The organism is Streptomyces sp. P3, assembly GCF_003032475.1.
Taxonomy (GTDB): Bacteria; Actinomycetota; Actinomycetes; order Streptomycetales; family Streptomycetaceae; genus Streptomyces.
This window is the reverse complement of the sequence record NZ_CP028369.1, coordinates 9,815,514-9,827,901: the sequence shown is the minus strand read 5'-3', so window position 1 is coordinate 9,827,901 and position 12,388 is coordinate 9,815,514. Positions and strand designations below refer to the sequence as shown.

The 12,388-nt window shown below is 72.2% G+C and carries 11 protein-coding genes; 3 read left to right on the top strand and 8 right to left on the bottom strand.

The features are described 5' to 3' along the window. Positions 1 to 235: 235 nt before the first annotated feature. Positions 236 to 739 (bottom strand): hypothetical protein, encoded by a 504-nt coding sequence (locus tag C6376_RS43540; RefSeq protein WP_107448677.1) that lies wholly within the window; start codon positions 737 to 739, stop codon positions 236 to 238. 372 nt (positions 740 to 1,111) lie between these two features. Here C6376_RS43540 and C6376_RS43535 point away from each other — a divergent pair, with 372 nt between their 5' ends. Further along, a complete protein-coding gene (locus C6376_RS43535; protein WP_107448676.1) occupies positions 1,112 to 1,603 on the top strand; it encodes a sortase in 492 nt (163 codons plus the stop codon). A gap of 208 nt (positions 1,604 to 1,811) precedes the next feature. Further along, complete coding sequence (locus tag C6376_RS43530) at positions 1,812 to 2,447, top strand: class F sortase (protein ID WP_107449525.1); 636 nt, start codon at positions 1,812 to 1,814, stop codon at positions 2,445 to 2,447. 62 nt (positions 2,448 to 2,509) lie between these two features. Here C6376_RS43530 and C6376_RS44330 read toward each other — a convergent pair whose 3' ends face one another. Beyond that, entirely contained in the window at positions 2,510 to 2,665 is a 156-nt protein-coding gene (locus C6376_RS44330; protein WP_159083470.1) for a hypothetical protein, read from the bottom strand. 435 nt (positions 2,666 to 3,100) lie between these two features. Between C6376_RS44330 and C6376_RS43525 the strand changes: the two genes are divergently transcribed. Then, the gene (locus C6376_RS43525) at positions 3,101 to 3,934 is read left to right on the top strand and encodes a PIG-L family deacetylase (protein WP_107448675.1); all 834 of its coding nucleotides are present in this window, start codon (positions 3,101 to 3,103) and stop codon (positions 3,932 to 3,934) included. 421 nt (positions 3,935 to 4,355) lie between these two features. Here C6376_RS43525 and C6376_RS43520 read toward each other — a convergent pair whose 3' ends face one another. The 6 genes from C6376_RS43520 to C6376_RS43495 form a co-directional block, all read right to left on the bottom strand. Continuing rightward, positions 4,356 to 4,688: a hypothetical protein gene (locus C6376_RS43520; RefSeq protein WP_107448674.1), complete on the bottom strand. Its 333-nt coding sequence runs from the start codon at positions 4,686 to 4,688 to the stop codon at positions 4,356 to 4,358. Between the two features lie 259 nt (positions 4,689 to 4,947). Further along, positions 4,948 to 5,724: a phosphatase PAP2 family protein gene (locus C6376_RS43515; protein ID WP_107448673.1), complete on the bottom strand. Its 777-nt coding sequence runs from the start codon at positions 5,722 to 5,724 to the stop codon at positions 4,948 to 4,950. After that, positions 5,725 to 6,678 carry a YihY/virulence factor BrkB family protein gene (locus C6376_RS43510; protein ID WP_107448672.1) on the bottom strand — a complete coding sequence of 318 codons (954 nt, stop codon included), beginning with the start codon at positions 6,676 to 6,678 and terminating at the stop codon, positions 5,725 to 5,727. Position 6,679: 1 nt separating this feature from the next. Then, a complete protein-coding gene (locus C6376_RS43505; RefSeq protein ID WP_107449524.1) occupies positions 6,680 to 8,458 on the bottom strand; it encodes a diacylglycerol kinase family protein in 1,779 nt (592 codons plus the stop codon). Between the two features lie 266 nt (positions 8,459 to 8,724). Then, the gene (locus C6376_RS43500; protein ID WP_107449523.1) at positions 8,725 to 11,736 is read right to left on the bottom strand and encodes an aminotransferase; all 3,012 of its coding nucleotides are present in this window, start codon (positions 11,734 to 11,736) and stop codon (positions 8,725 to 8,727) included. Positions 11,737 to 11,786: 50 nt separating this feature from the next. Beyond that, complete coding sequence (locus tag C6376_RS43495) at positions 11,787 to 12,245, bottom strand: Lrp/AsnC family transcriptional regulator (RefSeq protein WP_107448671.1); 459 nt, start codon at positions 12,243 to 12,245, stop codon at positions 11,787 to 11,789. Between the last annotated feature and the right edge of the window lie 143 nt (positions 12,246 to 12,388).

The following is a 12,388-nucleotide window of genomic DNA, read 5'->3' as shown; positions in this document are numbered from 1 at the left end:
CCTGTTTTGCAGCCATTCCGCGCGGTCCCGGGTGTGCGGCGACGGCACCGGCCGTGCACAGGAATACCGGCGCGGGACGCCTGGTCGCGTGGGGGGCCCGGCTCGCCGGTCACCGCTCGCCGTCACACCGGCGGCACGCCCGGGAACCGGGTTCGACCGCCGTCCTCGGCCGGCGGCTCGCAGGGGAAAATCCAAGTCGTCCCCTGGCCGCTTGCCCGGGCCCGCCCGGCTCGGTTCAGCGCACGAGGGAGTCACAGAGGGTAGCCGCGCCCGAGGGCGCGGGAACCTGGTGGGCCCAGCCGCACACGGTGCGCAGGTCGTAGGCCGAGGAGGGCCGGGCGGTACGCGGCCGGGTCGACCGGTGGCCGGGGGCCTTCGGGGCGGCGCCGCGATGACGGGTGCGCGGTGCCACGGGCCGGGTCGGCGCGGAAGGCACGGCTCTGTGCGGCTGCCGGGCCTGCGGCATGCGGTGGGAGCGCTCGCGGCCGGTGGCGCCCGGGGAACGCCGCTGCAGGGCATGGCTCTCCGCGTGCCGCTTCGCCGTCTTCCGGACGGGGGTGGTGGCGACGAGGGCGGTACGAGCAGGGGCCTGGGTCGCCGAAGCCGGCGGGGACGACGCGCGTGCGACGGTCGCGTCCCTGCGCGGGACGGGCGGCGGACCGCCGGGAGGGACGAAGACGCAACCTCCGGTGAGCAGGACGCAGGCCAACACGACGGCGAGGAAGAGCGGGCGGCGCATGCCATCAGGATGGCGGCACCGGACGTGACTGCGGGCCCGTCCCCTTGATGATCACCGGCACGGGTGACGCGCCGTGGTCCACACGCAGTCCGGACGTCCGGCCGTTCGCCGCAACACGGGTGCGGGCACGCTCCCGTGCGACTTCGTTAGCCTGTTCGCCGATCTCTGCCGGTGCCCCCACCACTTCGGCTTTCGCGCTACTGACCTGCGCGAATGCCTCTCCTCGTAGCATTGATACGCCCGTCCGGGCGAGGCTCCTGTCGGTCCGTCACGTTGCGGAGGTGACACAGCGTCGGTTGTCTCGGCAGTGGTGTGGTGCGCTCTTCGGGCACCGTGCAACTGACCGGACGCCGCTTCGTTGGAGGGGTTCTTGTGGGCATTACACGTGTGGGTATCGGCATCGGCATGATGGCCGGATTCCTGGCTCTTCAGGTTCCGGTCGCCGCTGCTGCCGGTGACTCAGGTCTCGACATCCGCCCGCGGCAGACCGCCCACGGCTTCACGGTCACGGTCAGCACCACAGCATGTGGTGCCGGCGTGACCTACGGGAAGGGCGAGTCCGAGACGGCAGGGGCGTTCCATCTGTTCGCAGGCGAGAGCAAGGGTGTTCTCACCGGTGAGTTCACGGTGCCGGAGAGTGCTTCGCCCGGCACGGACACCGTCACCGTCAAGTGCCCGCCGAGGATCAGGATCACGGACTCCTACCAGCTCCCGACACGTCGGCCCGACGGTGCCGTCGAGGCCGGATTCGGAGACACCGGGCAGCAAGCCACGCAGCTCGCTCTGGGCGCGGCGCTGGTCGCCGCGGCCGCCGCCGGTGCGCTGGTGAGGAGGCGTCGCCGCCCGAACGCGAACGGCGGCTGACCGCCTGCTTCCCACGGGCCCGATCGTCCCGGCGGCTCCCGGAGCCCTCCTCGTCCGCGGGGCCGCCGGGCGCCGGAGCCCGTCGCCTCCCTGGCACCCTCGCCCCCCTCGCCCCGTCTCTCCCGATGCCAGCAGAGGACCCACCGCGATGGCTCCCAGGCGTACCGCCGGCTCTGCCACTCCCTCGCCGGTCCCTTCGGCCAGGCTCCTGGCCTGGACACTCTTCGCAGGGACTCTGCTGGTGGCCGGCGCGGTACACGACGAGCAGCCGCCCCAGCCGTCAGCGGGTCAGGCGTTCTCCCTCCGGCCCCGCGCCACAGTCCCCCGCGCCGCTGCCCCGGCGGCCACCGCCGTCGCCTCGGCGGACCCCGCCGTCGCCCCGCTCCCGCCCTCGGAACCGCTCTGGCTCCGGATCCCCGCCATCAACGTGAACACCCCTGTCAGCAAGCTCCACCTGGACGCATCGGGGGCGCTCGAACCCCCGCCCGCCGACCGTCCCCACCGCGTCGGCTGGTACAGCGAGGGCACGGCACCGGGATCCCCCGGGACAGCCGTCACCGCGGGCCACGTGGACCTGCCCACCGGCGCCCCGGGCGTCTTCTACGAGCTCGGCGCCCTGGCCAGGGGCGACACCATCGAGATCACCCGCGCGGACCAGCGGACGGCCGTGTTCACCGTCGACGCCCTCGAGGTCTACGACAAGAAGCGCTTCCCGAGCGAGAAGGTGTACGGCAGCTCCGAGCGGGCCGAACTACGGGTCATCACCTGCGGCGGCGGCTACTCCAAGCACACCGGGTACCAGGGCAACCTCGTGGTCTACGCGACTCTCACCGCGGTGAGGTGAGGCGAGGTCGTCGCTCGCCGTCCGAACGTGTCGTCCGAACGGCCTGCCCCCGATCTCAACGGTCAGACCACCGCGACCAGCGCCGTGAGAGGCACCGTGCGGAGCGCCGGCCCGGCCGTCGCCGGGACCATGATCTCGTACGCCCGGCGCACCTCCGGCCGGACCTGGCCGTCCTTCGTCGCGGCGCCCGCCCCTCGGAACGCTCGCAGACCGTCCACGCGCCGGCCGGGCCTCGGCCGCCGTCGTCCGCTCTCCGGACTCGGCCCATCGGGCCGCGTCGAACAGCCCACGACGGTTCACTGCCTGGCCTCCCGCGCCCAGCGGGGACTCGATCATCCTCATCCGCTCGTAACCCGCCTGGCCGAGGCCGGGCACGGAGAGACAGGGACGGCGGAGCGTACGGCGGCGCACAGGCCGCGCGGCTTTGGCGTGCCCGGGGGCGGTGAGCTTCGCGCCGGCGGGAATGGACACGGCCCTCGGGCGGTTTGCCAGGACGGCCGGACCTCGCTGACGCACGTCCGTCCAGGTCACGGAGGGGACCCGTGTCGAGTTCGCGCCGGACCGCCTGCAGAAGCGTGGTGGGTGTGAAGCGAACGCCCGGCGGCCGCCGCAGACTCCGAGACCGAAGCCTTACTCACGCAGGAGGATGTTTCATGACTGACCGGCCCTTGACGCTCATGGCCGTACACGCCCACCCCGACGACGAGGCCACCGGAACCGGGGGTGTTCTGGCGCGGTACGCGGCGGAGGGTATGCGCACGGTCCTCGTGACGTGTACCGACGGCGGTTGCGGTGACGGACCGGGGGGTGTCAAGCCGGGCGATCCCGGGCACGACCCGGCGGCCGTCGCCGTGATGCGGCGCAGGGAACTCGAGGCGAGCTGCGAAGTCCTGAAGATCAGTCACCTGGAGACCCTGGACTACGCCGATTCCGGGATGATGGGCTGGCCGACCAATGACGCCCCCGGTTCGTTCTGGCAGACGCCCGTGGAGGAGGGCGCCGCCCGGCTCGCGGAACTCCTGCGGCGCTACCGGCCCGATGTGGTCGTCACCTACGACGAGAACGGCTTCTACGGTCACCCCGACCACATCCAGGCCAACCGCATCACGATGGCGGCGCTGGCGATGGCCGCGCCGACACCGAAGGTGTACTGGACGACTGCGCCCCGTTCCATGATGCAGCGGTTCGGGGAGACCATGCGCGAGTTCGGAGCGGACGGACAGGATCCGGATCCCGCCGAGACCGCGGCGATGGCCGAGATCGGGCTCCCCGACGAGGAGATCACCACCTGGGTGGACACCTCCGCGTTCGGCGGCCAGAAGTTCGACGCGCTGGCCGCGCACGCCAGCCAGGGCGAGAACATCTTCTTCCTCAGGATGGGCAAGGAGAGGTTCACCGAGTTGATGGGTGTCGAGACCTTCGTACGTGTCCAGGACACCACCGGCGCGGCCTCGCCCGAGAGCGACCTCTTCGCCGGACTGCGCTGATCCACCCGCCCACCGGGCGCCCTCGCGGAGGATCCGGTCGATCAGGGACTTGGACTCCGTCGGACCGTCGGCAGCACCCCGCTGCGCACCGCGAGGGCTGTCCTCCACCTCGCGGTGGCGCGACCCGGGAGCCGAGGAGCACCTGCGCGGGCCCGAGGAGCCGGGGCGCCGAAGCCGACCCGGCTCCTCGGCGCCCCGGCAGCACCCGCTCGAGGTGGCCGGTGCCGTGGGCGCGGCGGCAACAGCGGACCGTCCCGCCCACGGCGCCTGTCGGCTTCCCGCGCGGTGGCCTCGACACCCGGGTGCTTGCACCACGGCGTGAACCGCCGAGACGGCCGCGGGCCGGATGCGCAGGGTGCGCAGGGTGCTACGGATGGGGAAGCCGCCGACGCGGTTCTCCATCCCCTTGTCCGACCGCGTCTCAGCAAACGAAGTTGCGGTGGTCGGTGCTCGTGCTCAGTCGGCAACTGCCGTCCAGGCGATCGCCGTTGCGGTCACGGAAGGTGAGGTTCCACGTGGTGCCGTCGTAGCGGAGGTCTCCGTAGCCGAAGATCCCCAGGCCTCCCGGGGTCAGCAGCTCGGTCACCGACTGGTGGACCTGCTCGGCCGGTGTGCCGATGGACTGCACCTCGACGTTGCTGTCGATCGGACCGTTGTCCAGCGGGCCGCCCGAGGAACCCAGGGTCAGCTGGGGCGGGCGGGTGCTGTCGAAGTCGAGCTTCTGGGCGAGGTAGAAGTGCCCTGAAAGCACCATGCGCACCTTGGTCTGCAGGCGGTGGAGTTGACTGTCGGCGACGGCCCGTCGAGGGCGTGGGTGGCCCAGGTCACCGCCCCTGGTGTCTGCCCGGCCGCCTTCACCGTCCACAGTGGCTTGTGCGTGACCACGATGACATCACCGGGTGCCTGTGCCGCCGCCTGGTTCAAGACGTCGAACTGTGCGGTGTAGGTCGCCTGGTTCGCCCTGCTTCCGTCGTCGTCGCGGTCGGCGAGCGAGGAGTCCACCACAGCGAGGGTCAGGGTGAGGGCTCGGGGTGGGCATCGACGAGTTCGGGCTCCAGCCCCTCGGTCACCTCGGTGCGGCCCAGGCCGGCGTCGGCGCGCCAGGCCTCGAAGGCCCAGGCGGTGAGCGCGACGACGGCCAGACCCAGCAGCCAGCCGCCCACGACGTCGCTGAACCAGTGCACACCGAGTGCGACGCGGGTGAAGCCGACGCCCAGCACGGACGCCACTGCGACGCACCAGCACAGGGGCCGCCAGGCCCGCGGCACCAGGGGCAGCAGGACCAGCAGCAGGACGGCGAACGACGTGGTGGCCGTCATCGCGTGACCCGACGGGAAGGAGAATCCCGGCGCGTGCGCCACCGGATCCTCGAGGGACGGCCGGGCTCGCTCCACGACCGTCTTGACGAGGAGGCCGATCAGTCCGCCGGCCACTGCCGTCACGGCGGACCAGGCGGCCAGCCGCCAGGCCCTGCGGTACAGCAGCCAGACGGTCAGCAGCGCGACGGCCGTCCGCAGCACGGCGGGGTCCCACACCCAGTCGGAGAGGAGGCGCAGGGTGCGGGTCCACGCCGGATGCGTCACAGCCGTCCGGTGCAGTCGCTCGGCGGCGCCCACGTCCACCCGCCGCAGCGGCCCCCACCGGCCCTCGACGAGGACCAGCAGCAGCGCGAAGGGCACCGCGGCGAAGGCGGCCACGAAGGCAGCCCCGAGGAGTCGGGCGCCGAATCTGCGGTCGGCCGCCCGTCGACGACGGTCTCGAAGGTGCAGGACCGCTGCTCGCACAGCCATTCAGACTCCAGGGTCGGGTTCGACGGGGTCGGACCGCAGGGCCCGCGCGGCCTCCAGCTGCGCGGCGAAGGCCAGCCCGAGGAAAAGGGCGACGGAGGTCAGGTAGGCCCACAACAGCAGGGACATGAAGGCGCTGAGCGGGCCGTACACCGTGTCGAAGGAACCGCTGATCCCGAGGTACAGGCTCAGCAGCCAGGTGAGCGTCGTCCACAGCACCAGGTACACGGCGGAGCCGAACGCCAGCCAGGTGTACCCGGGCTGTCTGCGACGGGGTGCCCGGCGGAAGATCACGCTGGCCGAGATCAGCGCGAGCAGCAGTCCGAAGGGCCACCGCAGTATCTGCCAGGCGGTCTGGGCGCCTCCGTCGAGCCGGTAGACGGTCACCGCCGCGGAGGCGAGGTCGCCGCCGGCCACCATGACGACGAACCCGAGTCCGAGGGGCAGTCCGGCGGAGACGGACATCACCAGACCACGCAGGTACTTCCGCCGGAAGGGCCGGTCGCGCTCGTTGCCGTAGATCCGGTTGGCTCCGCGCTCGATCTGGCACATCGCGGTGGTGGTGTTGACCAGCGAGAAGACCAGCCCGAACCACAGCGCGATCTGCGCACCGTCGCCCGCCGTGCGGCGGCTGCGGCTCAGCGCGTCGTCGACGACGTCGACACTGGGCCCTTCCGCGATCCGGTGGATCGTCAGCTCGGCCATCCGGCCGATGTTCTCGGTGTGCAGTGTCGTGGAGAGCCCGACGAACGCGATGGCCAACGGGATCACCGACAGAACGGTCTGCAGGGCGAGCGCCCGGGAATGGGTGAAGCCGTCGGCGTACCGGAAACGCACGAAGGAGTCACGCAGCAGGGCCCAGCGGCCGTAGCGGCGCAACGCCGCCAGCGCCTCGTCCGCGGACAGTTCGTCGCCCCTCATGTCGCGGGTCTCGGGCACCTTGGTCGCGGTACCCACGTCACTCACCTCCCGCGGGCAGCAGCACGGTCAGCGCACCCGGCCTGACCTCGGCGGTGAGCCGCCGGCCTTGCGTCACCGGGTCTCCGTCGAGCTCTCGGGACTGCACGGAGTCGAAGGTCAGGTCGGCCTTTCGGAAGGTGAAGAACTCCACCGGCAGTCCGTTGCCGTCGCCGTTCTCCGCCGAGGGGGTGTCCGCGGTCGACGGCCGGGGCGCCCTCGCTCCGCCGCGCACCAGCGTGGCCAGCGCGCGCATCCAGCCGCCGACGCCGCGCGGGTCGAGGAGCAGCAGGTCGAGCAGGCCGTCGTCGGGACGGGCGGCGGGCAGGAGTGTCGTCCCGCCCTGCACGGTGCCGACGTTGCCGATGAGCACCATGCGGGCGGTGCGGTGCAGGGCGGGGGCGTCGTCGAGGCGGACGGTCAGGCGCATCCGCGGGGTGCGCAGTGTGCCGATACCGGCCAGTAGATAGGCGGGCCAGCCCAGAACGGACTTGGCGCGATCGTCGGTGTGCTCCATGATCGCCGCGTCCAGACCCGCTCCGGACATGGCGGCGAAGTGGGAGGCGGGGAGGGCGTCGCCCTCGATGCGGCCGAGGTCGATGCGGCGTGGCGTGCCGCGCAGTGCGGCGTCGAGCGCGTCGGTGGGGGACAGGGGCAGTCCGAGGTTGCGGGCCAGCAGATTGCCGGTTCCGCAGGGCACGACGGCCAGCGGTACCCCGGTGCCGGCCAACGCGTCCGCCGCCGCGCGCAAGGTGCCGTCGCCGCCGCAGACCACGACCAGTTCCGCGCCGTCCCGGAGCGCGCCGGCCGTCTGACCGGTGCCCGGGTCCTCTGCCGTGGTCTCGATGAACGCCGGCGCGCGGTAGCCGTGTCTGTCCAGGATTCCGCGCAGCTCCTCGCGATCGGCTGCACCGGTCACCGTGGGGTTGATGATCACCGCAGCGCGGCCTTCGCCCGGTGCAGCCGAGCGCGTTCCCGGGTGTGTTCCCGTGCTCGTTCCCGTACTCGCCGAGGACGACGCCGGGCGCACGTCGGCCGCGGCGGTCACGGTGGCGTCGGTGAGCAGGGTGCGGCCGACGATCAGCAGGGACAGGCTGCCGTTGACCAGCCCGCCCATGACGTCCGTGGGGTGGTGCATGCCCCGGTAGAGGCGGGCGAGTGCGACCACCACCGGAACGACCAGCAGCACAGCGCCCACGATCCGCCGCCACGGGCCGCGGAGCCGGGTCAGCGCGAGCACCGCGAGTCCGCCGTAGACCGCGGTGGCCGCGCCGGTGTGGCCCGAGGTGTAGCTGGAGGTGGGCGGGGAGGCGTCGAGGCGATGCACTTCGGGCCGATGGCGGTCCACCGCCTCGGTGATGACCAGGAAGACCAGCGACTGCAGGGACACGGCGACGGCGAGGAAGGCCGCCTGCCGCCACATCGGCGGCCGGGGTATCAGGATCAGACCCGCGCAGGCCAGGACGGTGACGGCGATCACGGTGAGGGTGTCGCCGGCCTCCGACCCGAAGGACGACAGAGTGGTGAGGGTTGCGGTCCGGGCGTCTTGCAGGCGCTCGTTGACGTCGTCCTCGACCGTCATCGGCCACAGTCCGCGAGCCGGTCCGGTGATCAGCAGTCCGCATCCCACCATGACCGCGCCCTGGCAGACCGTCAGTGCCCCTGTGCGCGCGGCGGCCCGGCCGGTGCCTCGAGGCAGCGCGAACGACCGGCCGGCCTGACCGACCCCTGGTCTGCGGCCGGGAAGCTCGGCCGGTCTTTCCGGTGCGGCGGTCGGCATCAGGTCTCCCACGGGTAGGCACGGCATGGTGTGTCGGCCCACGGTTCGTGGATGCCGACGCACCGCCGTCTGCCCCCGAAAGCGCAGCGCAGACCTGGCGTCGGCGGGCGAGTCGCCCTCCGCGCGTCACCTGCTCCCCGCGGCCGTGGAAAATCGCCCGCGCCGAGGCATCAGCCGGATCCCGGACGCGACCGGCGTGCCGCCCTCGGACGGCGCCCGGACCCGGCGCGTGGCAGGAGACCGGCGACGTCCGCCCGGGTTGCGGCTCAACCGCCGTGACCGAGCTCCTCGAGGGCGCGGTCCAGCATGTCGGCGAAGAAGTCGACGGCGGCGGCGTCGATGCACAACGGGGGTTTGATCTTCAGGATGTTGAGGTGGTCACCGGTGGGCTGAACGACCACGCCGAGGTCGAGGAGGCGATCGCACAGTTCGGCGGTCTCCTCCGTGGCGGGCTCCAACGTGCCGCGGTCCCGCACGAGTTCGAGGCCGAGGTAGAGACCCGAGCCGTGGACGGCGCCGATGACGCCGTAGTCGGCCGCCAGCGCCAGGAGCCGGCTCTTCAGGCGGCCTCCGACGCGCACCGCGTTGCCCTGGAGGTCCTCGTCGCGCAGCGTGTCCAGGACGGTGAGACCCACGACGCTCGAGACCGGGCTCCCCCCTGTGGAGGAGAAGAAGTAGCCCTGGTCGCGATAGCGGTCGGCGACCGCCTTGGACGTGATGACGGCGCCGAGGGGGTGCCCGTTGCCCATGGCTTTGGCCACACAGACCACGTCGGGAACGACCTGCTGCTGTTCGAATCCCCAGAACCATTGACCCAGGCGGCCGTAGCCCACCTGCACCTCGTCGGCGACGGCGAGCCCGCCGTGGCGGCGGACGGCCGCGTACACCTCGGCGAGATAGCCGTCCGGCAGGGCCACTCCCCCGGCGTTTCCGTAGAAGGTCTCGCTGACGAAGGCCCCGGCCGGGCGGCCCGAAGCGGCCAGCTCGTCGACGACCGCCGCCGCCTCCGGCCCGTAGCACGCCGCCCGCACACCGCGGTGCCGCCCGCGGTACGCATTGGGCGAGTCCACGGTGTGTACCCAACTCGGCCGGGTTGCCAGGGCGTTCGGGTTGTCCTGGAGCGAGGTGGACACCGCGTCGGAGGCGTGGGTCCAGCCGTGGTAGGCCTCGCGGACCGCGACGACGTCGTGCTGTCCGGTGGCTCCGACGGCGAGACGCAGGCCCAGGTCCACCGCCTCGGATCCGGAGTTGACCAGGAACACCGTGTCCAGCGGCTCGGGCAGGAGGCTTGCGAGGCGTTCGGTGAACTCCACGACCGAGGCGTAGTGGAACCGCGAGTTGGTGTTGAGCCGCCGCAGCTGACGGGCCACGGCCTTCTCGACCCGCGGGTGGGCGTGGCCCAGCGGGGTGACGTTGTTGACGATGTCGAGGTAGGAGCGGCCCTCGACGGACAGCAGATGGTGGCGCCAACCGCGTTCGATGCGAGGAGGGTCGGCGTAGTAGTGCTCCTGCACCGTCGCGAACACGGCTCCGCGCCGCGCCAGCAGGTCCGCCGGCTCGGCACGTCCGGCGGCCGGGAGCCCGAGGAGGGGACCGGGATCCGCTGTGAGCGCGAGCCATCCGGCCGCGTACTCGGGACGGACCAGGCGCGGCACGAGGGGGCCGCCTGCGGGGAGCAACGCCACGTGGACCGAGGCTCCGGCGGGCAGAACGGCGAGGTCCTCGCCCGCCCGGGCCGTCCGGCCGGCGTCCACCACCGGCTTGACCGTGTCCGGGAAGGACAACGTCAGCACCCTGGCGCCGTAGGCGATCTCGACGCGGCCCGGCGCCGCGGCGAGGACCTCTCCCGCGGCGGGAGCCTGCGCCACCACGGCCCGTCCGAGCCACAGGTCGATGCCGGTGGGCACCGTGGCGGGAGACTCAGCCGACAGCGCGGGAGCCCGGGTGAGCCGTGCCTGCGCGTAGTGAGTGGCCACCACGGAGGCCCCGTCCGCGAGCGCGGCGCGTGCCTGCCGGTGCTCGGTGTCCGCCGCGAGCCACGCCCCGTGGTCCATGGAGTCCGCGCCGGTGGACAGGTCGAGGGTGGTGATGTCGGTGGCGGTCACGCCGCGCAGCAGGCGATGTGCCGGCGCAGCGGCCGGCGTCGGCGCAACGGCCGGCGTCGGCGCAACGGTCCGGGCAGGACCGTCCGCCCACGCCGACGCGTCGGCCGCGCCGATCGCGTCCTTGACGAGGCGGGTCATCACCTGATGGGGCAGCCGGGTGGCCTGCTCGAAGATGAGCCATTCGTGGTCGAGGGCGGCCGTGGCGTAGGCGTTGTCCTCGTCGACGCAGGCCTGGTGATGTCCGCTGGCCACCAGGACGGCGGCGCGCAGCACCACGAGTGGCCACACCACCTCCGCCTCCTGCGCGGAGAGCGGCCGCACCGCGTGGAAGGCCCGGACGGCGGGCAGCACGTGGTGGGGTTCGACGCCGTCGTGGTGGAGCATCGAGGACAGCGACACGGCCAGTTCGCTCACCGCCCAACTCGTCGTCAGGTCACCGAAGTCGATGATGCCGTCGGGCTTCGGCGGGTGTCCGTCGAGCGAGCGGATCAGGTTGTCGTCGGTGAGGTCCAGATGCACGGCCTGCGACGGCAACGCGGCCGCGTGGTTCTCCACCTCGGCCCAGGCGTGTGCGGTCGCGGTACGGACGGCGGTGCGTCGGTCCGGCTCGTCGATGTACTCGGCGAGTTCGGCGACGACACGGGACGCGTGCCGCAGGTCCCACTGGAGCACCCGGTCGAGGCCGGGGTGCCGGAAGTCCCGCAGGGCGTTGCCGACCTTGGCGGTGATGGCGCCCATGGCCGCCACCGTGCCCGGGGACAGGTGGCGGGAGCCCGTGAGCGGTCCGCCCGGCAGATGGCGAAGCAGCCGGGCGACGGCCGGTCCGCCCCCGGTGTCGACCGTGGTGCGGCGTGGGGAGCCGTCGCAGTGACGCAGGACGGTCGCGACGCGCAGTTCCGGGTGCGCCGCGGCGATCAGGTCGGCGGCCGTGTCCTGGGCCTCGACCTCCACCGGACCGAAGGCGGGGTTGGCGATCTTCAGGATCGCCAGGGCTGTCCCGTCGTCCGCGAGGAGCAGGAAATTGGCGTCCTGCTGGCTTCCCAGGGCGGTCGCACGAGCGGTGAGGCCGAGGTGGCGGGCAGCGACGAACTCGGCCTGGGCGGTGGTCATCCGCGGTGCCGGGAGGGCGCCGTGGGCGAAGAAGTCGACGGCGCGGTGTGCGTGGTGCGGCATGCAGGTTTCCTCGGCTGGGTGGATGAGCCCGGGGTTCACGGCGCGGGCGCTCATGGCTTCGGTCGTCCCTGGTCGACGTCCCACAGGAAGCGGTGGGTGTGGATCGCGAAGTAGGGGAAGCTCTCCACGGACGCGACTCCGTCGACGGCCCGGACGACGTCATTGACGAAGTCCAGGAGGGTGCGGGGGCTGCTGCACACGACTTCGGCGAACAGGTCGTAACCGCCAGAGGTCAGAACCGTGTAGACGACCTCGTCGTGCCGGGACAGTTCATCGGCCACCGCGCGGGAATCGCCGGCGATACGCAGACCCAGCAGCGCCATCGACTGGCGGCTCATGGTCATCGGGTCGGTCACCCCGACGATTTGGACGACCTTGCCGTCGATCAGCCGCTGCAGCCGCAGCCTCGCAGCCGAGGGCGACAATCCCACCTTCGGTCCCAGCTCGGCGTACGGGACACGGCCGTCGACCTGGAGCTCCCGCAGAATGGCCCGGTCGATGTCATCCATCGTGCACTGCTCCTCCGCCGGAAACGACTGAACGCATACGTATTTCCGCGACTATGGCGAAGTTCCTTACGCGAATCAAGCGTGCAGACGAAGGAATCGAGCGTGTACGGCTGCCTGAAAGCCGCCCGGACACCCGCAGCCCC